We start from the raw sequence: 24,098 nt of genomic DNA, 5'->3' as shown, positions 1-24,098 counted from the left end.
AACGGGATGCGTTCATATAATACTTTATGATATTGTGCATTTCATGGCAAACCAAAAGACCTAGCTGATTACCTAATAGCCAATGCAGTCTCTCTACGGCTATTCGCCTCATTGTTAAGAATGAAACCTATAATTGTTACCTGTTGTGGCAATCAAATTGTAAACAGTAAAGCGGGTGACGACACAATTGTTCAGGATGTTAGATTCGTGCCAACAGGCAATGCCTTCTTCGTTGAGTTGGTTTATAAGTTCAAGTCAATGCCTAACGTCTTGCTGAATAAGAGCAATGCTTTAGGCATCAATAATCTTGCCACCCTTATTTCAAACCAGCCAGCTGTTCAACCTGTTCTGGTTAACGGGAAGATGATTAAATCAGTTAAACGATTATGCTGGATAAATGATTATCTCCTACAAGGTGAGTCGTTTCATTATCAATTACGCTTTGATGGCCGACGCAGGAACCCTTGTTATTGGTCACAACGCCGAATGGAAAAAATCCATTAACATCGGCAAGCTGAATAACCAAAAATTTGTCAGCATTCCTCATGCCAGGCTTATCGAGATGATTCACTATAAAGCCGATGAAACCGGGCTCACTGTGATTGTAAGAGAGGAAAGTTACACCAGCAAAGCGAGCGCTTTGGATTGTGACTCTATACCAAATTACGACGATGTTGGGGAAAAGGTATTTTCAGGTAAACGTAATGCGGATTATACGTGACATCAAACGGACGCTTGCTAAACGCGGATGTGAATGGGGCAATCAATATCCTGCGGAAAGAAATCGGTAATGACTTTGTAAAAGGTTTAGCTGATAAGGGCTGCGTGTACCTGCCCAAGCGAGTCAATGTACTTGTTGTTGGGTCGAGTCGTTCACGTTGGAATACTTAATACTGGTAATATCCGGCGGAAGAATCACGGGTTTTTAAATAAACTCGCTTTAAGCATTAGCCATCGGTGCACGGTATATCTCTATTCCGTCAATCGCCCTGTTTTTACCTCATTTAGCAGTGTGTCGGGGATTGTTCATTGTCTCAATCTGCCTTAACGCCGCCTTATCTTGATTGCACTGCTCCAGAGCCAGCAGCAGTTGCTCATTCAGTAGCACACTATCGCCCCACGTCATGTGCTCAGGGATGACCGGCACCTGACAGTCACCCAGCAACGTGGCGGGGATGAGCACGCGCGGGGCGGGCAGGTATTTGGTCTGCGTGGGCACGCAACCGGTTAACAGCGGCAGCAGGCACAGGCAAATGTGCACAATGCGCCGACGTAATAATCTTCCGTATCGTGATAATGCGAGGGGAAGAATCCCGAACGGCCTTTTGGTGTGCATCCTGTGTCGCTCCGACTATTTTATTAAAAACCTCAACAATCTTTTCATAGTGAGTCACCTGCGCCCACGCGGCGTCCCTTTCAATGCGCAGTGCTTGATTAGATCGTTTCAGTTGCCGGTTTTCCTGGTACTGAGATTGGATCGTCATCGCGAGGGTGATCAGGGTAATAAGTAACAGCGTTCCCACCAGGGTTCGCCAACTAAAGGTCAGGTTCATCGATCCCCCTTTGGCATTTAAAAACGCTTATTTTTAGCGGATAAGGTGCCATCATGATTACATTTCCTCTCTATCGGTATCCCTCGCTGAAGGCGGAGCGCGGTGCCATAATACCGTTGGATGGATATGACGCGAACCGCCCGCGGGCGTGCGGTGGGGCACCTCAAGCGATTTTTTGAGCGTCGACCGGGATGACGCGTTTTTTCTGTGACGAAGGGAATTTCAGTACAGGTCATACGCTGCGGGGGGAGATGATCGCGGGGGTGCCCGGGATCATCCACCTACGTAATCGCGTTTATTTATCACATTAACAAACTTTTTGCGGATCGCATCAGTATTTTTTACTTTTTTTCGCGGCCAGCATTTCTGACTTCCGGATCGGTGTTTGTCAATGTAGTTGTCGCCTGAAACTGTTTTTGTCAACGCTACTTTAGATTGGGCTCTTCCGCAAATAATGTTGGTGCTGAACGCCGTAGCTAACTGAGATATAAATCATTTTCTGACTTTTTATCTATTGAAAATGATCATACTCAAAAAATTACTCGCTCTCCCTCGAAAGTGGGGGATCGCCGATTATTCTTTCAGTGCTCGGCGGTTTGAACTGTTGCTTCAACATCGCAAACATTCTGCGTATTGTCCCCAATGCAATATGAAAAGCCGCTGTCGTTAGGGCTTTACTCACCGACGACTTCAGTATTTAACCTGTGGAGGAAAGACCCTGATACTATGCTTTCGTCTTCAGCGATTTTGTTGCACCAACAGCAGATGTCCACAACGAACGTTTCAGGAATCAATATCGACACTGGCACCCCGATGGCAACGACCGCAACCGATTGATCGGGTCATTTATCTCATCAATCCGATACTCAGAGGCTGGGTGAATTATTATAGGATCGGTAATTCAAGTCGATGTTTTAACTACGTTAAAGATTGGGTAGAAAAGAAAGCGAGGCGTCATTTAATGAAGTCGCGTCGACGGCAAGGCTTCGGCTGGGGGAGATGGAGTAGGGAAGGGTTTTATCAAAAATTAGGTTTATATTCAGACTATAAGATTAGATATTACCAAGTACCGAAAGTGTCGCCAGCTAGATAGGTCACATAAGCTTTGGTATGAAGTTGTCAGGTAAGCGTAGTGCGTAGTGCGGGAAAACCGCCTGCTGCGTTTGACGAGGCGGGCGATGGAAACGGGAGCAATCAAGATAATATCGTGATTTGATCACCGCGCCATTGTTCGACCCTACCGTATGACCCAAAGTCTAAGCCGCAAAGGGAATTGTTGGGACAACGCTCCTATGGAGCGCCTATTCAGAAGCCTCAAAACCGAATGGGTACCCAAAGCAGGCTATCCAACTGGGCAAGAAGCAAAACGAGATCTTATTGATTATATCATCGGCTACTACAGTCAAACTCGCCCTCATCAATACAACGGCGGATTAACACCAAATGAATCCGAGCGGCTGTACTGGGAGAAACACAAGATACTAGCCAATTTTACTTGACCACTACACCCTGTGCAATGCCTGATAATATCGGTAATGTCAGTGCTAAGATAAAAAAAAGTAGCGTTGACAGTAATGCTTTACGCAACAACGGAGATTCATTTCGATTGCCTGCGGCATGCATATTACCATCAAGAAGCTCACCCAATACCCTTATTATCTGATGTTATGCAGCCCACATCTGATAGGTTTGTCAGATGAAAAAATCTAATCTTTATTTATACACTGACTTTATTTTAATTTATTTTCTTGCGGAGGTCTAAGATGACTTATAATTGTAATTCAATTCCTGTTGTTTTCGTACATGGGGTGGTGCAGACCCTGGTGTCTGGAGCTCTATCAAGCTGGGTACCAAAATTCTCATTTATTTGCCTGGGATTATCGTAATGATACTCATAAATCTACCAATGAACAGCTTAGCCCGCTTTTCGATAATTATATCAATAGTGTGTTGAACGAAACGGGAGCGAGCAAAGTCGATATTGTAGCTCATTCGTTTGGTAGCTTGCCAACAAGGTGGTTTATCAAATTTGGGGGAGGTTCAACAAAGGTACGTAATTGGATATCTATAGCTGGCCCCAACCACGGTTTAGATCGCATAAGAGGGATCGGTTTAACGATTAATAACTTATTCACTTCCGACCAAGGAGGCGCCGATATGCAATCGAGTTCCTATGTAATAAGAAAGCTCAACGAAGGAACAGAAACCCCCGAGCCAACAAAATACACAACAATTAGCTCAACCGGAGATGATCGATCATTTTTTGATATGTTAGGGAGTAGTTCTAGTAATTCTTCAGACAAAGTTGTTTCAATAGACCTCTTCGGAAACTAGCATTCATGAGGAATTTTGGTAAAACACTCCTGAACAAGGAGCCGCCATGAAATATGAAGTAATAAAAGTACTGGAAGAGGAAAAATTTCGTCGCTTAACGGGTGTTAAACGCAGTACATTTGAAAAGATGATAAAGATATTGAATGAAGCAGATAAGAGTAAGCAAGGGAAAGGAGGTCGGAAACCCAAGCGGGGTTTAGAAGAGCGCTTATTAATGGCACTGGAGTATATACGAGAATATCGCACTTATTTTCATGTCAGCCAAAGCTATGGCGTGAGTGAGAGCACATGCTATGAAACGATTAAATGGATAGAGAATACGCTAATAAAGCATCCTGATTTTGCCCTACCTGGACGCAAAGCTGTATTAAAAAGGGATAGGGAGTATGAGCTGGTTCTTATTGATGCCACAGAAACGCCGATTGAACGTCCCCAAAAAAACAAAAGCCGTTTTACTCAGGAAAAAAGAAACGACACACCTTAAAAACACAAGTGCTCGTTGATAAAAAAAGTAAAGCAGTCATCTGTACAAGCTTTACGAATGGGAGGCGCCATGATTTTAGGTTGTTTAAGGAGTCTGGTGTGCGAATACATCCTGACATCAAAACAGTTACCGATACAGGTTACCAAGGGCTTGGCAAGATTCATTCAAACTCGGCGTTGCCTAAGAAAAAGACAAAGAAAAATCCCTTAACAAAAGAAGATAAACGCAACAATCGTGCGTTATCAAGCCAGCGTGTATTAAACGAACATGTCATTGGTATGATTAAAAGATTTAAAATTGTATCAGACCGTTATCGAAACAGGCGAAAACGTTTTGGATTAAGATTTAATCTGATTGCTGCAATTTATAATATGGAAATTAGATAAATGATAGTTTCCGAAGAGGTCTAATATCTAGTACCAAATTGACTGGAGCAAACAACATCGTCATTCATGATGAAAATTTGGGGCATAACGCTTTGATCCGTGATGAGCGAGTCTTTTCCCATGTGCTTAACGTTCTTGGCTGTGATGCCTAAAACTGATAGAAAATGTAGGTCGTGACTCGAATTTGTTGATAAAGGGGGCGTTGGTGCATAGAGGTGTGAAGGTTGTTACTTCCCCCAAGGGGTTATGACTCTGTCACTTCCTTACAGGCGGAATGAGTGCTTGCTGCGGCCAAAAGCCGATTAAGAACGGCAACACCTATCGATGCTTCCGTCTTCTGTGCAGCCAATCCGCGAGCCCGAAGACGAGGTTCAATCAGTGTTTTGTAACACCCCATCATGGTCTCAACCAAGACTCGTTGACCGTAGTTTAGGGCTGTTTGCCAGGCGAGTCGCCCCTTGTTCTGGATCATTTCCAGGTGCTGATCGCGTTGGGTCGGTGGCTCTATCGTGCTACTAAAGCTGGGCGCAGTGATTGAAGAGAGCCGCGCCGATGCAGAAAAAGAAGCGGCAGAACGTGCGGCGCGAGAGGAAAAACGCCAGAAGCTTTTGCAGCTTATCGAAAAAGAAGGTTTCACCGCTGAAGATCTGTTAGGCTCAGCGGTAACAATCAACAAGAAGCGCAGAAAAAAACTAGCAGCTCCCGCCAAATACGAATTTGTCGAGAATGGTGAAACAAAAACATAGACAGGGCAAGGGCGCCAGCCAAAGCTTATTGAAGAAGCCCTGAAAGCCGGACGCAGCCTTGATGCGTTTTTGATTTCTGCAAGAATTGATTGAACAAAAAAGAGAAGGATCCGGCATAGACTGGTATTCGATGGCTAAAAAAGCAAGAATAAGAAGATTTTCTGAATACTCTGCCCTCAGAGCAAGTAAAGAGAAGGCAAAGCAGGGATTCACTGTCCAATGGAACGAAAACGTACGCTAAGCCCAATCATCTTCAATATGATAGAACGCGGGTGCACTTTAGGAGAAATTTAACTATGTTATCCAAATACCTTGACCCCAAGAATGATGTAGCCTTCCGAAAAATTTTCGGCACCGAAAAGAACAAAGATATTCTTATGCATTTCTTAAATGATATTTTAGGGTTTTCCGGTAGCAAACAGATAACCTCTGTTACTTTTTTAAGTACGATACAAGACCCCGATATCGCCGCTAAAAAGCAAAGCATCGTTGATGTACTCTGCCAAGATGATGAGGGGGTACGATACATTATCGAAATGCAGGTTGCCAAGACGAAAGGATTTGAAAAACGGGCGCAATATTATGCGGCGAAAGCCTACTCTCAACAGGCAAACAGGGGTGACGAATATCAGAACCTGAAAGAGATTATCTTTATTGCTATTGCAGATTGTACCTTGTTTCCGGAGAAGACTCAGTATAAATCAGATCACATTATTCTTGATCGTGACAGTGGCGAGCATGATTTAAAAGATTTTTCCTTCACGTTTATAGAATTACCTAAGTTTAAGAAGAGCAACCCGAAAGATCTTGAATCAATAACAGAAAAGTGGTGTTACTTTTTCAAATATGCGGCGGAGACAGAACCTGAATGCCTTAAACACTTGATCGGCAAAGACACTATCATAGAAGATGCCTATGAGCAATTAGACCGTTTTTATTGGACAGAATCTGAGCTGATGAATTACGAACGAGAGCTTAAGCGAGTTCGTGATGAAGCAGCCATACTTGCACAAAAAATAGACGACGCAACTGAAAAAGGTATACAACAGGGCATACAACAAGGTATACAACAGGGCATACAACAGGGAAGCAAGGAAACTAAATTTGAAATTGCCAGACAGCTTCTCGGTGACGGACTAGATCGGGCTGTCATTAAAAGATGCACTGGACTGTCTGACGAAGAACTTGACAGCTTGGCCTAGGCAGGGAGCTGAGACGGCATGACCCATTGACATGGGCAAGCCAATAAAAGTCGCTTATTAGCGGAAGCTGGGTTAACTTTTTTACAAGTACAGACAATAGACCTCTTCGGAAACTATCATTTATCTAATTTCCATATTATAAATTGCAGCAATCAGATTAAATCTTAATCCAAAACGTTTTCGCCTGTTTCGATAACGGTCTGATACAATTTTAAATCTTTTAATCATACCAATGACATGTTCGTTTAATACACGCTGGCTTGATAACGCACGATTGTTGCGTTTATCTTCTTTTGTTAAGGGATTTTTCTTTGTCTTTTTCTTAGGCAACGCCGAGTTTGAATGAATCTTGCCAAGCCCTTGGTAACCTGTATCGGTAACTGTTTTGATGTCAGGATGTATTCGCACACCAGACTCCTTAAACAACCTAAAATCATGGCGCCTCCCATTCGTAAAGCTTGTACAGATGACTGCTTTACTTTTTTTATCAACGAGCACTTGTGTTTTTAAGGTGTGTCGTTTCTTTTTTCCTGAGTAAAACGGCTTTTGTTTTTTTGGGGACGTTCAATCGGCGTTTCTGTGGCATCAATAAGAACCAGCTCATACTCCCTATCCCTTTTTAATACAGCTTTGCGTCCAGGTAGGGCAAAATCAGGATGCTTTATTAGCGTATTCTCTATCCATTTAATCGTTTCATAGCATGTGCTCTCACTCACGCCATAGCTTTGGCTGACATGAAAATAAGTGCGATATTCTCGTATATACTCCAGTGCCATTAATAAGCGCTCTTCTAAACCCCGCTTGGGTTTCCGACCTCCCTTCCCTTGCTTACTCTTATCTGCTTCATTCAATATCTTTATCATCTTTTCAAATGTACTGCGTTTAACACCCGTTAAGCGACGAAATTTTTCCTCTTCCAGTACTTTTATTACTTCATATTTCATGGCGGCTCCTTGTTCAGGAGTGTTTTACCAAAATTCTTATATGAATGCTAGTTTCCGAAGAGGTCTAATGTAATATTCACATATCGAGTAGGGCGAGGCGTTAACGCCTCATCCCTCTCACAGGTAGGGTCGAACAATGGCGAGGTGATCAAATCACGACATTATCTGTGTGATTCATGGACATCGTTTCACTATAATAATCGTTATGAACAGAGAAATTCCGCAACGACTGCAGTGGATAGAACACTATGAGACATTAGGTGATGCGGGGGTAGACAAGTATAAATGCTACTATGACGTCGTTGCGGAATTTCGCGCCCCACCACATTACGCAAATGGTGGCGTAGATATCAGGAGCGGGGGAGGGTGGGTTAAGTTTGAGCTACTACAAATCAAGTTAAACCTGTCGTGAAATTTCGACGTAAAGCTGACTTCATTCGCGATGAACGTCCTGTTCTAGGTGATGGGGTTCCAGGTGGGTACCTACGAAATCGGTTCTGGTTTATACTAGTACACGGCCATTGATGACTGTACTCGTTACAGAGTTTTAAGGCTTTATCACCGTCGTACTGCGGTAAACCCGCTGGATTTTATAGATTGCGTTGTAGAGGAAATGCCTTTCCCAATACAACGTATTCAAACTGATAGGGGAAGAGAATTTTTTGCCATTAAAGCACAGGAAAAACTAAAAAAATATGGGATTAAATTCCGTCCGAACAAACCGGCATCCCCGCACCTTAATGGCAAAGTTGAGCGTTCCCAAAAAACAGACAAAGCAGAGTTCTACGCCACGGTGGATCTTACAGCCAGCAACTTGGATGACCTGTTAGCAGAATGGCAGCATTATTATAACTGACAACGTTCTCATAGCGCCCATAACGGAAAAACGCCGATGGAGCGCTATTTTGAACTCTCTGATCAGACTCCGTTCTCAGACGAGGTTATTGCTAATTACTGTCCAGAACAGGAACGCATTCAGGAGCAAAATTACAAGCTCGATCTTGCTCTTCAAAAAGTGAAACGATGTCTATGAATCACACAACCTGACAACTTCACTTCATATCAAAGCTTATGTGACCTATCTAGCTGGAGACACTTTCGGTACCTGGTCATGACAAGGCAGAGGAATCTGGATGCACAACTCAACCCCATTAATCACCACGATAGTTGGCGGCCTGGTGGTCGCCTTTTTCTTAGGAACACTGGCTCATCGCCTGCGCATTTCACCCCTGGTAGGGTACCTTACCGCAGGGGTCTTGGTTGGACCTTTCACGCCAGGTTTCATTGCTGATCTCTCGTTAGCGCCAGAACTGGCAGATATTGGTGTGATTTTGTTAATGTTTGGCGTTGGGCTCCATTTTTCTCTTAACGATCTCCTGGCAGTAAAATCTATCGCCATTCCCGGCGCCATCGCTCAAATTATTGTCGCTACCCTGTTGGGGATCGGTCTGTCGCATTTATTAGGTTGGGATCATGTGACCGGGCTGGTATTCGGCTTATGTTTATCGACGGCCAGCACAGTAGTCTTATTACGCGCTTTGGAAGAACGGCAACTGATTGATAGCCAACGTGGGCAAATAGCTATTGGTTGGTTAATCGTAGAAGATTTTGGTTATGGTGCTAACGTTAGTACTACTGCCTGCTTTTTCAGGTGTCTTAGGGAACGAAAATAGCAGTACCCAGCAATTACTTACCGAATTGGCTATTACCATCGGTAAGGTCATCGCTTTTATCACATTAATGATAGTTGTTGGCCGCCGCCTGGTTCCTTGGATCTTGGCTAAAAAACTGCGTGCACCGGCTCACGTGAACTGTTCACCACTGGCTGTGTTGGTGCTTGCGCTAGGCATTGCCTATGGCGCAGTAGGCCTGTTTGATGTCTCCTTCGCGTTGGGTGCCTTCTTTGCTGGTATGGTATTGAATGAATCTGAACTTAGCCACCGAGCCGCTCAGGACACCTTACCGCTACGTGATGCCTTCGCCGTATTATTTTTTGTCTCGGTTGGCATGCTACTTGACCCGGTAATCTTAGTGCGTGAACCCTTAGCGATTATTGCTGCGTTGAGTATTATCGTATTTGGAAAATCAATTGTAGCATTTATACTTGTTCGTTTATTTGGTCACTCAAAACGCACAGCCCTAACGATTTCGGCGAGTTTAGCGCAAATTGGTGAGTTCGCATTTATTTTAGCAGGATTAGGGGGCTCTCTCGGTTTATTGTCTGAATATGGTCGAAATCTGGTACTGGCCAGTTCGATCCTTTCCATTATGCTCAATCCACTACTCTTTAGTCTATTTGAGCGCTATTTGCGTAATACGGAAACAACGAAAGACCAAATTTTAGAAGAGACCGTTGAAGAAAAAAAAAACAGATTTCCCTTAACTTATGCAACCAGGCTGTATTAGTGGGTTATGGCCGCGTGGGCAGTTTGCTGGGGACAAGGCTCAATGCTGAAGGGATATTGCTAATAGTGACTGTTCCCAGGGCGTTTATATGAACGCATCCCAACCACTTAACCAAGGGCTCGAGACTGAAAAGTGAGGTGTGGCTCCTCACAGATTTTCGGCATCATTGTGCCCATACGGGATGCACAGTGCTCTCAGAAACTGGAGGATCCACAAAATGAAATATACACCGGTTGGCGTAGATATCGCAAAACATGTGATTCAGCTCCACTTTATCGACGAGCACAATGGTGAGGTAGTTGACAAGCCGCTCCGTCGCCAGGCCTTTTTAGCGTTTTTCAGTAACCGGGCGCCCTGCCTGATAGGGATGGAAGCGTGTGGTGGTTCCCAGCACTGAGCCCATGAACTGGAAAAGCAGGGGCATAAAGTTCGCCTGCTTCAGGCTCGTTTTGTAAAAGTCTTTCTGATAGGTAACAAGAATGATGTGATGGATGCCCGTGCTATATGGCTCGCAGTGCAACAACCCGGCGAGGCAATTGCAGTAAAAACCGAAGAACAGCAGGCAGTACTGGCACTGCACAGAATACGCCGCCAATTAGTAAAATTTAGAACCGCCCAGATTAATGCTCTGCATGGCATGTTGCTGGAATTCGGCGAAACAATAAGTAAGGGTCGGGCTTCACTGGATAAATCTCTGCCATGGGCGCTGGAGCACCTGAAGGCACGACTGACTCCATACCTTATGACCATGCTGGAAGAACAACACCAGCGACCAGGTGACCTGGATGCTCAGATCGAGGGTATTGAAAAACAGCTGTTAGCTATGGCGAAACAGAATGAAACCTGTAAAAGGTTGCTAGAAATCCCCGGTGTGGAGCCGATTATTGCTACCGCGGCCATGGCCACGATGGGTGAGGTCTCCGCCTTTAAATCAGGGTGTGAGTTCGCTGCCTATGTAGGCCTAGTACCGAAACAGACCCGAACGGGTGGAAAAATCCGGTTACTGGGGATAAGCAAACGCGGGGATACCTATCTGTGAATGCTATTTATCCATGGTGCCCGCGCCGCGGCGTTGCTGGCAAGAATCGGAATAAAACGAACCAAGGGGATGCAAAGATGATATCGCGTTATTGTGCGCTCCATACGCCAAAACTTTGGTTCCCTGCTCCGTTGAGTGAACGCCAGCTTACGGCTCTAGTGCGCCGTCTGAATCATTTAGAAGAAATGAAACGGATGGAATGTAATCGAAAAATGGTTGCTGATGAAATAGTCAAACCTTCTCTGACAGAAAGTATTAGCGCATTAGAAAAACAAATAATCAAGATAAAACAGAAGATTAAAAATCATATCAATGAGACGTCTGAGCTAAAAAAGAACAAACAGTTATTGGAAAGTATCCCCGGGATTGGTGAAATATTAAGTGCTACTTTACTGGCGTTTGTTGGTGACATATGGCTTATGCGGTATAAATTGATTTAAAATAAAGGGTCAGAAAACAAGGTATCGATATCACATAGTCGCTTTCTGCGAAGGGCTTTAGCTTGAGCCCATTTGTGCTCAATGGGATTCATGTCAGGAGAATACGTGGGGAGATATTCGAGAATAAAGCCAGCTTTCTGTATAGCAGCCTGGATGTCTTGGCGTTTATGGAAGCGCACATTATCCATCACAAGGACTGCCCCTGGAGGGGATTTTGGCAGTAAATCTTTGGGTGACCCAGGCATAAAAAATATCGCTGTTGATATGGCAGTCGAAGGTACAAACCGTAGTTAATTTTCCGTTAAGCTGTGCACCAATGACATTAGTACGTGCTTTGGCATGGCAATCGTGTTGGCCGTAACAGCGCTTCCCTTTCACTGAATAACCATAAAGACGCGGCATATCATGAGCAAAACCGCTTTCATCCACGTTAGCCCTGGAGCTTAGTCTGAAAATCTTTTCGAGCTTGGACGTCGGCTTTGGGGGGATAAAATGTTTTTTTTATAGCTAAAACCCGCCCGCTTTAAGGCATCACAGATACCCCTGGCACTCACACCCATCCGTTGCGCCCGCTCGTGCTGAGACGCGTCAGGGTAGGTTTCCACATCCAGAATCAACGCCGCTCTGTTTATTTTGGTAGCGGGTTTATTACGCGTCAAACAAGGCTCCAGGCGTTTCGCCCATCGCATCAAACTGGCACTTCCTACACCAAAACGGTCGGCGGTTTCAGCATAAGTGAGGGCTTCTTTCTTTTTGAAAGCCAATACATGTTGACGAAATTTTAAGGGATAAGTCATTTTGGTATTTATAGGTCAATAAATCATTTCGATATTGTACGTCAATTTATAACACCTAAGCCATAAAGGGCGAAGCCGCCTCTCAAAAGTCGGGTGTACAGAACTCAGAAAAGCGCTATACATGCCTGCCCTTACCTCAATCACTCACAATCCAATAATAAAATCTCAATGGGAACGATTGGTAAAACGGAATAAAGGGGGAAAAGTCGGTGTCTGTGCAGCAATGCGAAAATTGCTCCAATTGGCGTATGGTGTGTTGAAATCAGGCATTCCTTTTGACGCAAAAATAGCCCTTGCCAAAATGTAAGCAAGACGGTATCTGACAAATGAGTGTCCAGTCAGGCAGCGAGCTTTCTTTCTTTTTTATCGGGGTTTGTCTGAAAGCGGCCTGTAAATTTGACTCATTCCACTCCGGCGCCAGCGGATAATCGGTGATACCAAGTTGGGCAGATTGATTGAGGTAACGAGACACCACTGAGGGTGAGATAGATAAACTCTTTGCTATCTGACGATGGCTGAGTTGACAACGGTATTTTAGTCGAAGTAGTTCTTTTAGTTTTCTCATCGATATAGGGAGTGCCGACATGGGGTTACCTGCTCGTCAATAAAACGACAGGATAACGGTAAAAACACACCTACAGAGGACAAGCTGAACTAATAATATTCATGGAGATCGCTCAATAACATTTTGACGATCCCCCTGTGTCAGCATAGTTGTCGCCTGAAACTGTTCTTTTTGGCTTTGTGTAGGGTTCATTAAGCCAGAACAAGAAACTATCTAAGGCTCAGACTGCAACCTCTGATGCAACAAAACCGATAAGGTCGCCATAACAGAGGATCCGCTCCACTTCCCGACGGAATATTAACCCTTTCCATCTTTTACCATTAGCATAAACCCACCTCTTCATCTCTTCACAGGCGCCTTTTTTGTCGCCGGCATTTAACTTCTCTAAAAACGTTGAATGACGAAAATTTCCAATGCCGACGTTATAAACAAAAGAGTAAATCGCCGCCTGAGTCAGCGCAGAGATTTTTACCTTAATAAGGGGATCAACGTGTTTTTTTACTTTCAGTAAATCTTCATCAAGCCATTTGTTGCATTCTGCTTGGGTGTAAGTTTTATTGAGTGCAATATCGTTTCCCGTGTGCCCATAACAGACAGAAAGTACGCCACCACCGTCAAAATAGGGCTTATATCTCACTCCTTCAAAGTGATTTATCATTCTAGCGGCCAGGGTCACGGCGCCACCTGTCTTTTCATGGTGGGTTAGCTGCGCCCACGCGGCGTCCCTTTCAATACGCAGTGCTTGATTAGATCGTTTCAGTTGCCGGTTTTCCTGGTACTGAGATTGGATCGTCATCGCGAGGGTGATCAGGGTAATAAGTAACAGCGGTCCCACCAGGGTTCGCCAACTAAAGGTCAGGTTCATCGATTCCCCTTTGGCATTTAAAAACGCTTATTTTTAGCGGATAAGGCGCCATCATGATTATATTTCCTCTCTATTGCATATTATCATCAAGAAGATCACTCAATAACCCCCAGTGTCAGCATAGTTGTCGCCTATTAATATTAAGGAGAACACTATGCCCGCAAATCCTGTGCCTATCAATATCAAGCAAAAAGGGTTGCTCTGGCTTCAGCCTCCGTATAATTGGTCTCACCGGCAAATAGCGAAGAAGCTAGACGTGAGCCCTTCGGTTGTTTCAAGATGGAGAAACGAGTTAATAGACCTCTTCGGAAACTATCATTTATCTAATTTCCATGTTATAAATTGCAGCAATCAGATTAAATCTTAATCCAAAACGTTTTCGCCTGTTTCGATAACGGTCTGATACAATTTTAAATCTTTTAATCATACCAATGACATGTTCGTTTAATACACGCTGGCTTGATAACGCACGATTGTTGCGTTTATCTTCTTTTGTTAAGGGATTTTTCTTTGTCTTTTTCTTAGGCAACGCCGAGTTTGAATGAATCTTGCCAAGCCCTTGGTAACCTGTATCGGTAACTGTTTTGATGTCAGGATGTATTCGCACACCAGACTCCTTAAACAACCTAAAATCATGGCGCCTCCCATTCGTAAAGCTTGTACAGATGACTGCTTTACTTTTTTTATCAACGAGCACTTGTGTTTTTAAGGTGTGTCGTTTCTTTTTTCCTGAGTAAAACGGCTTTTGTTTTTTTGGGGACGTTCAATCGGCGTTTCTGTGGCATCAATAAGAACCAGCTCATACTCCCTATCCCTTTTTAATACAGCTTTGCGTCCAGGTAGGGCAAAATCAGGATGCTTTATTAGTGTATTCTCTATCCATTTAATCGTTTCATAGCATGTGCTCTCACTCACGCCATAGCTTTGGCTGACATGAAAATAAGTGCGATATTCTCGTATATACTCCAGTGCCATTAATAAGCGCTCTTCTAAACCCCGCTTGGGTTTCCGACCTCCCTTCCCTTGCTTACTCTTATCTGCTTCATTCAATATCTTTATCATCTTTTCAAATGTACTGCGTTTAACACCCGTTAAGCGACGAAATTTTTCCTCTTCCAGTACTTTTATTACTTCATATTTCATGGCGGCTCCTTGTTCAGGAGTGTTTTACCAAAATTCCTCATGAATGCTAGTTTCCGAAGAGGTCTAATGAATGATGGCCTATTATGTGAAGATGAGCGGTTTTTAAAGAATAACGAAGGTTGGTCCCCCGAGCAGCGCTTTGCGGTGGTCATTGAAAGCGCAGTGATGTCTGAAATTGAGCTGGCCGAATACTGTCGGCATAAAGGATTGTTTGTTGAACAGGTTAAGGAATGGCGAACAGTTTCGCTCCAGGCACATGAGCTGAAAACCTCAAATAATCATAAAGTTGATAAAATCGTCAAAGAATACAGACAAAGGATCCGTGAACTTGAAAAAGAACTCGCCAGAAAAGAAAAGGCGCTTGCGGAGACCGCAGCTTTACTGGTGTTAAGGGATGTCAACGCTACTTTAGATTGGGCTCTTCCGCAAATAATGTTGGTAAATCAGCAAAGCGTGTTCATTACCCGTCGACTCAGTAGTTCAAACCCCGCTCGGCCATACATCTGCCGTTTTAGCATTTTTAGGCGGTTCACATGCCCTTCAACCACACCATTGCTCCAGCGATGAGTCAGCGCATTTTCAACGGCATCCAGCTCCATTTCAAGGCTGCTGGCCATTTTTTGGTACTCACTCAACTTGCAATGGGTAGCCTCATGCAGCCACTGGCGTAATAATCGGCTCCGTTCTTTTATCTTAGTGCTGGGAGAAAACAGACTGATGAAACCTTGTGTCAGTTTGCAGCCCACATTAAGCCCTGGGCACAAAGTCAGTAACTGCTGGACAAATCGTTTAATCCATGTCGCCGCTCCGCTCTTGTCAAGATTTAAAGGAGAGGTCAGCCATTGCATAACCTGTTTTAGCCTTGGCATAGGCGGATACTGGAGTACTTCTGCCGAAGTATACCGCCACTGACTTACCAGGGAGCGGACTGTTGCGCTTCCCCCAACATAGCCTCGTGTTTTCAGTTTGCGGAACAGTAACGCAGCATTATGACAACCGCTATTCCCTTGTTCTCTGAGCCAGGTTTGCTCATTGAAGCCAATGACTTGACGTGGACGAGGTCGTTTACCGCATAATGGAGGGCCGCCTGTCTGTAGCCATCGGCGAACCGTCTTGTCACTGATACCGGCTGTTAACGCAATTTCTGTTTGTGCCATGCCTTTATTTTTTAGTACGCTGATATGCTCAAACAAGAGACGGCGTTGTTGCTGGGTGACTGTCTCCTGCTGTGGAGAAACCGTGATGATAGGCTCTGATTGCAAAGCAGACAGCTCCTGGGTTTTTATGGCGTGGTAGGTTTCCTTCACAGCGACCCAGTGACGTTTCAGAAAACGTTCAAAATGATCGCCCGCATTGCGGATAAGATGCCAGCGATCAGCAATCTGTATCGCCTGTGAAGCACCGGTTTTGGCGACATCAGCGTAAGCGCCCGCCCTGTCACGAGTAATTATTTTTATTTCCGGTCTTGTTTTCAGCCATTCCGCCAGAGAGGTAGCAGAACGACCAGAAAGTAACGCGACTGGCCGGTGCGTGCTCTGATCAACAATAATCGTTCCATAGTGATGTCCTTTCCTCCATGCCCAGTCATCCACACCAATATGGGTAAGTTGCTCAGGCTCCGAGAGCGGAAGTCGCATTATTCTGCGTATGAGTGTATCTCCACTGACTCTAACCCCGAATGAATAAGCCAGACGGGTTGTCATTTCTACCAATTGCCTGGAACTTCGTTGCCATCGGGGTGCCAGTGTCGATATTGATTCCTGAAACGTTCGTTGCGGACATCTGCTGTTGGTGCAACAAAATCGCTGAAGACGAAAGCAGAGTATCAGGGTCTTTCCTCCACAGGGTAAATGCTGAAGTCGTCGGTGAGTAAAGCCGTAACGACAGCGGCTTTTCATATTGCATTGGGGCAACACGCAGAATATTTGCGATGTTGAAGCAACAGTTCAACCCGCCGATCACTGAAAGAATAATCGGCGATCCCCCACTTTCGAGGGAGAGCGAGTAATTTTTTGAGCATGATCATTTTCAATAGATAAAAAGTCAGAAAATGATTTATATCTCAGTTAGCTACAGCGTTCAGCAACAACATTATTTGCGGAAGAGCCCTTTTATCATTAGCACTGACAAAAGCTTCTCGGATTACTGAAACAAGCCGGAATTGATATCACAATGACTGATTTGTTTAAGCATTCCACCGTGATGTCATTAGCTCAATGTATTAAAGTCAATACTTTACAATGGACAACGAAGTCTATTGCTCCCATTCGCTGTTCAGTCTGAAGGGCCTTATCGGCTCGTCGGTTGGTCTTTGGGTGGTGTTGTGGCTTATGAAATTGCCATGCAACTCCAGTATGTTGAGTTTCTTGCCTTACTTGATACCTTTTGTCCTAATCATAATACGCTTAGAAAACATCAATGGCGCTCAAAGCATACATTACTAAACGATTGTCTACTTGCGTCATGCGAAGAGTTTTATGAAAGACGACAAAACACAAACAGTAAGCAGGCTGGCTTGTCAGATGGAGCACCTTCCAAACAAAAATATGAAAGCATTAACGAATTGAAAGAAAAGATTGACCAGCTCAATTTCGATGCACTGCTTAAAAAGTGTCGCGAATTAAGCTTATTGCCCTGGTATTTTGTTGATCGTTCTGATACAGAAATTCAGCAATATATGCGCGTTTGTTAGCACATGAAGAAGCACTGACACATTATTCAGTTTTTCCACTACCCATCCCGATCCATCTTTTTATCGCACAAGATAAACCGATAAATAAGGAAGGTGATATAGAGTCCAGTAGTCCTTTACTAAATTGGGATAAGGTTTTACCGATTGAAAAAATACATGTTATTCCTGTCCCTGGCGACCATCTGTCTATGATGGATGTGCATGTGTCATCCCTTGGTCAAGCTGTCACTCAGTCAATTAACCAGCCCCCTCCGTCACCTTTAGTGTTGACTGAAATAAATTATTCTCCGCTGCTCAGCATTCACACAGAGAGCATAAAAAAGTGTGGGGCAATCATCCAAATCATTCCCATTGACGATAAAATCACTGGTCGAGTAGCGAAAACACACATTACTGCATGTTCGCCCTCTAAGAACGCAGCTTGCGACTTTCACCGCACTACGCTCAAGCCTCTCAAAGGCGTTATTTGTTACCCGGTGATGTCTCTCACAATGCAGTTTGCGGTAACCTATGCCACGTATTACGACTCTTACCCTTGTTCTCTTTCCGTAATTGCCAATACTGAGCAAAATTGGGGTCATAAGGGGTCGCTTCGCTTTTGATTTTAATATGTCGCCTTATCGGGATTTCTTTCAGATGGCAGAGATATTCTTGGTGAATGGTACCATTGCTGGCGCGTTTACCCTGAAAACGCCAACGGCACGCGTGTTCCGCCAAAAAGTACTTTTTGGCTACCCATCTAGTACCTTTCTTCGGATGTCTTCGCGTTGACCAGCGGAGTAATGCTTTGAATATCTCGCTGTCTACAAAGTTAAAGATCTGTTTGGCTACACTGTGCTTGTAATAGTTTCCCCATCCCCGCAATTGGGGATTGAGGATCCTGATTAATTCACCGGTAACCCTGTTCGGGAGAGATTTGATTAGTTCTTTGATGTTACGAACAAACGTTAACACATTGGATTTACTGGGTTTAATTAGTAGTTTTTCCTTGTATTTACGAATATTGAACCCCAAAAAGTCAAACCCTTTACTGATGTGCGTAATCGTCGTCTTCTCTATTGAGAGTGACAAACCACGCTCTTTCAGGAACATCGATATTAACGGTTTTATCGTATTCTCCAGAACTTCTCTTGATGCACAGGTGACAACAAAGTCATCGGCATAGGAGATAAAATGCACTTTATCAGTTGTTTTGGGCACCGCTTGTTTAATGCGTTGCTCTAGTCTCGCTAATGTTAGCAACGTTAAAGTTGGAGAGATAATACCGCCTTGTGGCGTCCCTGCATCAGTATGATAAAACAGCCCTTTATCAATATAACCCGCAGACAACCACTGACGTAACATCGATTTGTCCATCAGGACATTATCTATTAACCATGAGTGCCCGATTTCGTCGAAACACGCTTTGATATCGCCTTCAAGTATCCATTGCGCCGATGTTTTTCTGCATAGTGCTTTAAAACATTGCTCGATGGCGTCGGCGGCACCGCGTTTTGGGCGGAACCCGTAGGCATTCTTGTCCGCTATTGTTTCAGATACCGGCTCTAAAGCCAGCAGATGTAGCGCTTGCTGGGCTTTATCAATCATACAAGGGATGCCCAGCGGACGTAGTTTGCCGTTCTTTTTGGGGATATAAACGCGCCTCAGTGGTTTGGCACGGTATCCACGCCTTCTGAGTTGTTCGACAGCAGCCCATTTGTGGTTGTCCGTTCGCCACGTGATACCGTCGTCTGTCCCTGCCGTTTTACTGCCTTTGTTCTGAGAGACTCGCTTTACCGCCAGTAGCTTTGCGGAATGTGAGTGGGTTAGCAGCCATTGCAGGGCTTTCACCTTGCCGTGACGGCCTTCCCGCATCGCCTTTGCAATACGCATTTGCAGCCTTAATACCTGATGTTTCACAGCAGGCCAGTTGATAGCTTGCCATTTCACAGGGGTTGAGGCTGCACCAGCGCGTTTAACCGTGCCTGTCATTTGCTTTGCCCCATTGATAAGGTTCTGAAAACTCTCTTGCAAGGAGAGACCAGTTGGAAGTGGGCGACGCTTTCGCGTGGGATAACGTTGAAATCCCTATCTGAACCGTTACAGTCCAGCTTTCGCTTTTTCCAACCTCCTTTACCCGCAGGGTTGTCGGCTCGCCTTACGGCTTGCTTTCCCTTTCAGAGGAACCCTACGGGCTTACCATGTTCCGTATAACTCGACTGTCGGGTTAGGTGCCTACTTTAATGCGGAGAGGTTTTCGATCACGAGAAGATATAGTGCGCTCCTCTGCCTACTCTCGGAGCCTTTTGGCTACAGCGTGTAAACCACTTCCGCTGTTTATTAGATCACGCATCCTACGTAGATTCACTTATTTTCACCTTACCGACTCCCTAGCACTTACCCGATTTGTGGTTATCAGGAAGATACGCCTCTCACGATTTGTATCCCACGCTTTAATTGCGCTTTGTTACATTGTCAGATCCGCTTCTTTATTCAGGATCCTAGGGTCACTTGGTGATACAGGTGGTTATCTAAAAAAATATTTGATAACAACGAGTTATGCAGCTTCATGTCGCACACACTATTTTAATGCATCTCAAGATGCTCTTGCTCTACTCCAAACACAGTTTCATGGTGAGCTAAGAGAGTTATTCGGATCTAAAAATCAATGGGCATATCGGAGAAAAGACCGATGAAAGGCACTGGATTAGCTGCATAGGATTGCCCCACACTTTTTTATGCTCTCCGTATTGCCCTTTTTTCAACATGTGCATCAGTTCAATTCCTGCCAATATCACGCGCGCTCGCCAAAATGATTTAAACCCCAGCATCGGTCGCACTCGACGTTTAATCACGCGATGGTCTTGCTCTATCAAGTTATTCAAATAATTATTCTGACGAACAACAATAGCTTCTTCTTTGCATTTTGCTTAATTAACTTCCGACATTGCTGCTGTGTTAGCACCACTTTTATCAATGGTGACAACTTTGGGTTCACCGTGCTGACTCATGACTTTTTTGAAAAAACGCAGGGCCGCTGCTTTATCACGCTTGGCTGTCAGCAAGAAATCAACGGTCTTACCTGTGCTATCAAATGAACAACGTTAGGCGGTGAAAAAATCAATAACGACGGCAAGCGTGGAAAAAAGTTAGGCAAGATGCGCACGGGTATTTAACAGATTCATTGTGTTGAAATGAACATCTGGTAATCTTTTTCCAAGAAGAATTTATATTTTACGAGTCAACTCTAAATAATCATGATTTTTTGCCAAGATATGCATGATATTTGGGACTTTACTTTTTTGCATTACCTTACCCCTCTATCCTCATCATGTCATCTTCATTGAAATCAATCTAATAAAAAACATTATACTTCATCCGTTGCCCCAAAGGGCAATAAGGTTTAGTAGCCTGAATACGAAAGCGGACTACCGCTTAATGCGGTTTTTTTATGTCCGTTGCAAACCATAGTTACGTCTGCATCATGGTGTGGCGTAGCGGGGGAACCGAAAGGTTCGCCGGTTTCTTTCGTGCCGGTCTACCAACCTTGTTACGTCGCACCACCCCGTTTAGTAGCGGTTTGGTGCGGTTTTAAAACTAACGAAAGAGGCCGAAACTATGGCTACCATTAAACCTCGCTCTAAATTCATCGATACCTACTGGATTATCTCCAGAAACTCCGATACGCCTTCCTGCAAAATTTCATTTACGTTCAACAAACGAAAAACCTTCAACGTGATATTCAAGGACAAACGCCTTGTTTGGGCAGGACGTAAGCCTGTAATGGAGAGCGCAATATGAGAATTTTTGACTTAACTAACGTCTCTGAATTTCATCAGGTGTTCCCTGAATTAACACAAGCACAATTTGAAACAGCAATGTTGTTTTGTCTTGGTTTATCTCAAGGTGAAATTGCTCATTTACGTTCTGTTAGCTATTCAACGATAAAACAAACACTAGAAGACATCAAAGTTAAGTTAGATTTTATTCAATCAATAACTTACTGGCAGTATTTCAAAATTCGTTTGTTTATTTTCGTTCTCACAAGATGCACTATCGAACACAGAACAAAGTAAGCAATCAAATAATGGGCTCAATATCATTTGAGCCCTAACACATTTCAACAACAATATCTATCTCCATAATGGAGAGTGTAAAAATAACATCAATCCTTAATATTCATTATTCAAGAAATCATATTGCAGATTTAACATTTCTGAAATGGGAGGTCATTGTGATGAATGAATCCATTGTTGTTGACGTACTGCTATGGGCTGCCGGCTTACTCTTTTATTTAATGTTGATGGCATGGGTTATCCACGATAGTCGTTCTTGAATCACCAACGTCAAGTGCAAAGATATCTCCAACACAGTCAATTTGGGAGATGGGGTGATGTGCTATCAACAATAAAGCAACACCAGGGAAGCGATGCGCTCACTCCATCCCCCAAATTGACTAACCGGAGAAACCCATTAACCCCTTTATTCGGCAACAATTAATTTGCTGAAACGGTTTACACAAAAGAAAATGGTATCTAAAACTGAAAAGTGGTAGGGCAAACCCACAATAGAAAGTGCAGGGTGAGATAGAAACTCACCATCCCGGTTATCTGCGTGCCCAAAATAATAATTATCTTGGGTCTATATTGACTGCTGGCTGCATTTTTATAACCATAAAAATAGCCGATGTATGCAAAATACTCTTTTAATCCCTATCGTTACAATCAATCTTGGGTGATAGCCCAGGGCGGGATTCCACTTTGTATTTTTTGTCATCAATAAGATCAATATTTAAGCATTTCGCAGGCGAAATTTTCTCATATGTTTAATTAATATACACAAATTGTGTGTTTTATAATCTAAAATTGATTAATTAATGAGTTGGATCCCGCCCTGGGTGATAGCCCAAGCAGATTTGAAAGACCGAGTTGATAAACCGGTGAGCCTTACGGCTATCCTACCTGAGCCATCATATTAATATACGACTAATTTTCTAGCACGATGAATATAGTCCACAATGATTTCTTTCGTCAATAAGACAAGTACATTAGCTCCTGTAGGAAACGTCATTCACATTACCCGAGTCGCTATATTCAATACTTGCTGTCTGCTTAAGACATACTTAAGTGTCAAGTGGTCTTCTTTGCAGCCCTGCGATAACTTTAAGCAGAAAAAGAAGATGTACTGTACATGAATAAAGAGTAAATTTCACTCTATTTTCGTTTAGATTAACAATTTTTGTTAAATTGCTATTGAAACCAAATGCTATTTGGATAATACCCATTATCAACGCTAACGAATGAAAAACGTTATATCAAATGGTTGAATTTTATTCTGAATTCAATGTTGATTGGGTACGCAATAACGGAGAAATAGAAATCGCTAGTGATTAGCTCACCAAATTACAGAAAAGCGGCAGGCGATACACCGAACCGAACCGCAAGCAATTTAGCCTGCCGCACATTGATACGCCTCTTCTCGTTAAGGATGTCGCTAACCACAGACTGCCCCCCTATTTCTTCCGCTAAATCAGTCTGATTCAGACCATTTTGTTCCATAACAAAACGTAGCACTTCATGTGAGGATGCATCAGGGATCAAATGCAAAGTACTCTCATAGTCCTCCACAAGCTGACTGACAAGATCGAGAAAATCTGCCAGTGCATGGTTTTCATTGTTGCCAACAACATCAAGCAGACTGTTCATTAAGCTGATAACCTGTTTATATTGTGTATTACTCTGGATCGTACCTAGTTTCACAGGTAACAAATCTTGAAAAGCTTTCCAAGCAGACCCAATAACAGTGGGATTAATCGTGGCTGCGCTCATAATTTATTCCTCCTGTGTGTCTTATTCCAACGGTTATATTCAGCATGAGTAAAGACTTCACGAATATAAAGTTTTTGCCGATTGTAATGAATAATAGTAATGACCCGAAAATTATTTCCACCTACATCAAATATTGTATAGGGACAAAAGTAATCAGCTGAATTAAAAGTTTTTTTTACATCAGTAAACGTATCAAATCTGGACGTACTAACCAGCCGGTACCAAACTTCTAAAGGCGATTTAGCGACAGAATGCTTTAACCAGAAGGTTTCAAGCGCTTTCTTAGAAAGAATATGCATAGGAAGATAATATAGCATATTGCTATATTGCGCAATAACAACACCACCCTAAAAAACGCGGGAATACAAGAAAGCCAGTAGGGGTCGTTTGACGAAAGGGGTAGAGTCGAGGTGTGGCTAGTCGTGGGTACTGCTTTGTGGCCTTTGCCAACGGTCTTGATACCTGAACAGTGCCGTTTTCTCCTGAGTCCCTGCCAATGAAATGCGGAAATCACCTACTTCTTCCATCCCTAGGGGGGCCATTAGTACTCCGCAAACAATCTGGCAAACTTCTGCCAGATGTTTTGTCTGATCCTGTTTCCAGGCTGGTATCATTCCCGGGATTTACCCGAAAAACCACCACAATTTCATCACGATAAATTTCTATTCGCTTCACCAGCGCACTCGGATATATCG

General features: G+C 43.7%; 25 protein-coding genes and 7 pseudogenes. 16 read left to right on the top strand and 16 right to left on the bottom strand.

From position 1 onward, the window contains the following. The first annotated feature begins 397 nt into the window (after nucleotides 1–397). Nucleotides 398–721, top strand: a complete 324-nt coding sequence (locus REG_RS10750) for an IS200/IS605 family accessory protein TnpB-related protein (protein WP_050749336.1) — start codon at nucleotides 398–400, stop codon at nucleotides 719–721. A gap of 279 nt (nucleotides 722–1,000) precedes the next feature. Here REG_RS10750 and lysC read toward each other — a convergent pair whose 3' ends face one another. Next, entirely contained in the window at nucleotides 1,001–1,183 is a 183-nt protein-coding gene (gene lysC, locus REG_RS11230) for an Rz1-like lysis system protein LysC (RefSeq protein ID WP_043913686.1), read from the bottom strand. Next, entirely contained in the window at nucleotides 1,155–1,553 is a 399-nt protein-coding gene (locus REG_RS05585) for a hypothetical protein (protein WP_006704785.1), read from the bottom strand. Before REG_RS05585 ends, lysC begins: the two co-directional genes overlap by 29 nt. 718 nt (nucleotides 1,554–2,271) lie before the next feature. On the opposite strand from REG_RS05585, the gene REG_RS14625 reads away from it, so the two are divergent. Together REG_RS14625 and REG_RS05575 are read left to right on the top strand one after the other, a co-directional pair. Then, nucleotides 2,272–2,646, top strand: a complete 375-nt coding sequence (locus REG_RS14625; protein ID WP_087943389.1) for a group II intron maturase-specific domain-containing protein — start codon at nucleotides 2,272–2,274, stop codon at nucleotides 2,644–2,646. A 127-nt stretch (nucleotides 2,647–2,773) separates the two neighbouring features. Continuing rightward, nucleotides 2,774–3,052: pseudogene (locus tag REG_RS05575) on the top strand (integrase core domain-containing protein); the annotation flags it as partial. Here the strand turns inward: REG_RS05575 and REG_RS13285 are convergent. After that, entirely contained in the window at nucleotides 3,045–3,200 is a 156-nt protein-coding gene (locus REG_RS13285) for a hypothetical protein (protein ID WP_176603449.1), read from the bottom strand. The pseudogene REG_RS05575 and the gene REG_RS13285 sit on opposite strands and share 8 nt — an antisense overlap. A 156-nt stretch (nucleotides 3,201–3,356) precedes the next feature. On the opposite strand from REG_RS13285, the gene REG_RS14620 reads away from it, so the two are divergent. The 4 genes and pseudogenes from REG_RS14620 (at nucleotide 3,357) to REG_RS05545 (ending at nucleotide 6,705) form a co-directional block, all read left to right on the top strand. Beyond that, nucleotides 3,357–3,887: an esterase/lipase family protein gene (locus REG_RS14620; protein WP_050749335.1), complete on the top strand. Its 531-nt coding sequence runs from the start codon at nucleotides 3,357–3,359 to the stop codon at nucleotides 3,885–3,887. 46 nt (nucleotides 3,888–3,933) lie between these two features. Beyond that, nucleotides 3,934–4,757 (top strand): IS5-like element ISRein1 family transposase gene (locus tag REG_RS12105; protein WP_260200023.1). Its coding sequence is split into 2 segments (ribosomal slippage): nucleotides 3,934–4,321 and nucleotides 4,321–4,757, totalling 825 coding nucleotides; the frame shifts between segments, so codons are not numbered across the junction. Between the two features lie 518 nt (nucleotides 4,758–5,275). Then, nucleotides 5,276–5,596, top strand: a pseudogene (locus REG_RS05550) (H-NS histone family protein); the annotation flags it as partial. Between the two features lie 203 nt (nucleotides 5,597–5,799). Then, complete coding sequence (locus tag REG_RS05545) at nucleotides 5,800–6,705, top strand: Rpn family recombination-promoting nuclease/putative transposase (protein ID WP_039907466.1); 906 nt, start codon at nucleotides 5,800–5,802, stop codon at nucleotides 6,703–6,705. 120 nt (nucleotides 6,706–6,825) lie between these two features. Here REG_RS05545 and REG_RS12100 read toward each other — a convergent pair. Then, nucleotides 6,826–7,649, bottom strand: a protein-coding gene (locus REG_RS12100) for an IS5-like element ISRein1 family transposase (RefSeq protein ID WP_260200023.1) whose coding sequence is annotated in 2 segments (ribosomal slippage) — nucleotides 6,826–7,262 and nucleotides 7,262–7,649 — 825 coding nt in all. Because the reading frame shifts where the segments join, the coding sequence is not laid out codon by codon here. A gap of 205 nt (nucleotides 7,650–7,854) precedes the next feature. On the opposite strand from REG_RS12100, the pseudogene REG_RS12095 reads away from it, so the two are divergent. The 5 genes and pseudogenes from REG_RS12095 (at nucleotide 7,855) to REG_RS05510 (ending at nucleotide 11,534) form a co-directional block, all read left to right on the top strand. Beyond that, nucleotides 7,855–8,682 (top strand): annotated as a pseudogene (locus tag REG_RS12095) (integrase core domain-containing protein). Nucleotides 8,683–8,782: 100 nt separating this feature from the next. Then, nucleotides 8,783–9,322: a cation:proton antiporter domain-containing protein gene (locus tag REG_RS14205; protein WP_260200213.1), complete on the top strand. Its 540-nt coding sequence runs from the start codon at nucleotides 8,783–8,785 to the stop codon at nucleotides 9,320–9,322. Further along, entirely contained in the window at nucleotides 9,264–10,055 is a 792-nt protein-coding gene (locus REG_RS14200; RefSeq protein WP_260200212.1) for a cation:proton antiporter domain-containing protein, read from the top strand. Before REG_RS14205 ends, REG_RS14200 begins: the two co-directional genes overlap by 59 nt. Nucleotides 10,056–10,272: 217 nt before the next feature. Next, a pseudogene (locus tag REG_RS05515) lies at nucleotides 10,273–11,091 on the top strand (IS110 family RNA-guided transposase); the annotation flags it as partial. Further along, complete coding sequence (locus REG_RS05510; protein WP_260200211.1) at nucleotides 11,091–11,534, top strand: transposase; 444 nt, start codon at nucleotides 11,091–11,093, stop codon at nucleotides 11,532–11,534. The pseudogene REG_RS05515 and the gene REG_RS05510, both read left to right, overlap by 1 nt. Here the strand turns inward: REG_RS05510 and REG_RS14195 are convergent. The 3 genes from REG_RS14195 to REG_RS05500 are packed head-to-tail and all read right to left on the bottom strand — an operon-like array spanning nucleotide 11,531 to nucleotide 12,331. Beyond that, on the bottom strand, nucleotides 11,531–11,722 hold the full coding sequence (locus tag REG_RS14195; RefSeq protein ID WP_260200071.1) for a transposase: 192 nt from the start codon (nucleotides 11,720–11,722) through the stop codon (nucleotides 11,531–11,533). The genes REG_RS05510 and REG_RS14195 overlap by 4 nt on opposite strands. Further along, nucleotides 11,715–11,963: a transposase gene (locus REG_RS14190; RefSeq protein WP_260200036.1), complete on the bottom strand. Its 249-nt coding sequence runs from the start codon at nucleotides 11,961–11,963 to the stop codon at nucleotides 11,715–11,717. The genes REG_RS14195 and REG_RS14190 overlap by 8 nt, the downstream gene beginning before the upstream one ends. A gap of 14 nt (nucleotides 11,964–11,977) precedes the next feature. Next, the gene (locus tag REG_RS05500) at nucleotides 11,978–12,331 is read right to left on the bottom strand and encodes an IS630 transposase-related protein (RefSeq protein ID WP_006704235.1); all 354 of its coding nucleotides are present in this window, start codon (nucleotides 12,329–12,331) and stop codon (nucleotides 11,978–11,980) included. A 73-nt stretch (nucleotides 12,332–12,404) separates the two neighbouring features. Here REG_RS05500 and REG_RS05495 point away from each other — a divergent pair. Beyond that, nucleotides 12,405–12,638: pseudogene (locus REG_RS05495) on the top strand (transposase); the annotation flags it as partial. An 18-nt stretch (nucleotides 12,639–12,656) separates the two neighbouring features. Here the strand turns inward: REG_RS05495 and REG_RS12700 are convergent. The 4 genes and pseudogenes from REG_RS12700 to REG_RS05475 form a co-directional block, all read right to left on the bottom strand. Next, a pseudogene (locus tag REG_RS12700) lies at nucleotides 12,657–12,917 on the bottom strand (transposase); the annotation flags it as partial. Nucleotides 12,918–13,116: 199 nt separating this feature from the next. After that, the gene (locus REG_RS13725) at nucleotides 13,117–13,761 is read right to left on the bottom strand and encodes a lysozyme (protein ID WP_006704782.1); all 645 of its coding nucleotides are present in this window, start codon (nucleotides 13,759–13,761) and stop codon (nucleotides 13,117–13,119) included. Nucleotides 13,762–14,080: 319 nt separating this feature from the next. Further along, nucleotides 14,081–14,904, bottom strand: a protein-coding gene (locus REG_RS12090) for an IS5-like element ISRein1 family transposase (RefSeq protein WP_260200023.1) whose coding sequence is annotated in 2 segments (ribosomal slippage) — nucleotides 14,081–14,517 and nucleotides 14,517–14,904 — 825 coding nt in all. Because the reading frame shifts where the segments join, the coding sequence is not laid out codon by codon here. Between the two features lie 443 nt (nucleotides 14,905–15,347). Beyond that, a complete protein-coding gene (locus REG_RS05475; protein ID WP_006704781.1) occupies nucleotides 15,348–16,820 on the bottom strand; it encodes an ISL3 family transposase in 1,473 nt (490 codons plus the stop codon). 229 nt (nucleotides 16,821–17,049) lie between these two features. Between REG_RS05475 and REG_RS14615 the strand changes: the two genes are divergently transcribed. Both REG_RS14615 and REG_RS05470 read left to right on the top strand, forming a co-directional pair. Next, entirely contained in the window at nucleotides 17,050–17,187 is a 138-nt protein-coding gene (locus REG_RS14615; protein ID WP_407078950.1) for a hypothetical protein, read from the top strand. Next, a complete protein-coding gene (locus REG_RS05470) occupies nucleotides 17,162–17,596 on the top strand; it encodes a thioesterase domain-containing protein (RefSeq protein ID WP_006704780.1) in 435 nt (144 codons plus the stop codon). Before REG_RS14615 ends, REG_RS05470 begins: the two co-directional genes overlap by 26 nt. Before the next feature lie 486 nt (nucleotides 17,597–18,082). Here the strand turns inward: REG_RS05470 and ltrA are convergent, their stop codons facing one another. Both ltrA and REG_RS12080 read right to left on the bottom strand, forming a co-directional pair. Then, nucleotides 18,083–19,567, bottom strand: coding sequence for a group II intron reverse transcriptase/maturase (ltrA, locus tag REG_RS05465; protein WP_050749345.1), 1,485 nt, complete (start codon nucleotides 19,565–19,567; stop codon nucleotides 18,083–18,085). Nucleotides 19,568–20,223: 656 nt separating this feature from the next. Beyond that, a pseudogene (locus tag REG_RS12080) lies at nucleotides 20,224–20,667 on the bottom strand (DDE-type integrase/transposase/recombinase); the annotation flags it as partial. Between the two features lie 705 nt (nucleotides 20,668–21,372). On the opposite strand from REG_RS12080, the gene REG_RS05450 reads away from it, so the two are divergent. After that, a complete protein-coding gene (locus REG_RS05450; RefSeq protein WP_006704778.1) occupies nucleotides 21,373–21,651 on the top strand; it encodes a helix-turn-helix transcriptional regulator in 279 nt (92 codons plus the stop codon). Nucleotides 21,652–22,977: 1,326 nt separating this feature from the next. Here the strand turns inward: REG_RS05450 and REG_RS05445 are convergent. The 3 genes from REG_RS05445 to REG_RS13275 form a co-directional block, all read right to left on the bottom strand. Beyond that, entirely contained in the window at nucleotides 22,978–23,403 is a 426-nt protein-coding gene (locus REG_RS05445) for a helix-turn-helix domain-containing protein (RefSeq protein WP_006704777.1), read from the bottom strand. Next, the gene (locus REG_RS14610) at nucleotides 23,400–23,702 is read right to left on the bottom strand and encodes a type II toxin-antitoxin system HigB family toxin (RefSeq protein ID WP_407078949.1); all 303 of its coding nucleotides are present in this window, start codon (nucleotides 23,700–23,702) and stop codon (nucleotides 23,400–23,402) included. The genes REG_RS05445 and REG_RS14610 overlap by 4 nt, the downstream gene beginning before the upstream one ends. A 117-nt stretch (nucleotides 23,703–23,819) precedes the next feature. Further along, complete coding sequence (locus REG_RS13275) at nucleotides 23,820–24,017, bottom strand: hypothetical protein (RefSeq protein ID WP_039907456.1); 198 nt, start codon at nucleotides 24,015–24,017, stop codon at nucleotides 23,820–23,822. Between the last annotated feature and the right edge of the window lie 81 nt (nucleotides 24,018–24,098).

Origin of the sequence: Candidatus Regiella insecticola LSR1 (genome assembly GCF_000143625.1) — a bacterium.
In the GTDB taxonomy this organism is placed as follows: domain Bacteria; phylum Pseudomonadota; class Gammaproteobacteria; order Enterobacterales; family Enterobacteriaceae; genus Regiella; species Regiella insecticola.
Note: the sequence above shows the minus strand (reverse complement) of the source record. Positions and strands in the feature narration are given on the sequence as shown.

Bases quoted from the DNA above. Each gene is read 5' to 3' on its own strand.
- REG_RS10750 (WP_050749336.1), top strand. From the start codon at position 398: ATGATTATCTCCTACAAGGTGAGTCGTTTCATTATCAATTACGCTTTG.
- REG_RS05585 (WP_006704785.1), bottom strand. From the start codon at position 1,553: ATGAACCTGACCTTTAGTTGGCGAACCCTGGTGGGAACGCTGTTACTT.
- REG_RS14620 (WP_050749335.1), top strand. From the start codon at position 3,357: ATGGGGTGGTGCAGACCCTGGTGTCTGGAGCTCTATCAAGCTGGGTAC.
- REG_RS05545 (WP_039907466.1), top strand. From the start codon at position 5,800: ATGTTATCCAAATACCTTGACCCCAAGAATGATGTAGCCTTCCGAAAA.
- REG_RS14205 (WP_260200213.1), top strand. From the start codon at position 8,783: ATGCACAACTCAACCCCATTAATCACCACGATAGTTGGCGGCCTGGTG.
- REG_RS14200 (WP_260200212.1), top strand. From the start codon at position 9,264: ATGGTGCTAACGTTAGTACTACTGCCTGCTTTTTCAGGTGTCTTAGGG.
- REG_RS14195 (WP_260200071.1), bottom strand. From the start codon at position 11,722: ATGGATAATGTGCGCTTCCATAAACGCCAAGACATCCAGGCTGCTATA.
- REG_RS05500 (WP_006704235.1), bottom strand. From the start codon at position 12,331: ATGACTTATCCCTTAAAATTTCGTCAACATGTATTGGCTTTCAAAAAG.
- REG_RS13725 (WP_006704782.1), bottom strand. From the start codon at position 13,761: ATGAACCTGACCTTTAGTTGGCGAACCCTGGTGGGACCGCTGTTACTT.
- ltrA (WP_050749345.1), bottom strand. From the start codon at position 19,567: ATGACAGGCACGGTTAAACGCGCTGGTGCAGCCTCAACCCCTGTGAAA.
- REG_RS05450 (WP_006704778.1), top strand. From the start codon at position 21,373: ATGAGAATTTTTGACTTAACTAACGTCTCTGAATTTCATCAGGTGTTC.
- REG_RS05445 (WP_006704777.1), bottom strand. From the start codon at position 23,403: ATGAGCGCAGCCACGATTAATCCCACTGTTATTGGGTCTGCTTGGAAA.
- REG_RS14610 (WP_407078949.1), bottom strand. From the start codon at position 23,702: ATGCATATTCTTTCTAAGAAAGCGCTTGAAACCTTCTGGTTAAAGCAT.
- REG_RS13275 (WP_039907456.1), bottom strand. From the start codon at position 24,017: ATGATACCAGCCTGGAAACAGGATCAGACAAAACATCTGGCAGAAGTT.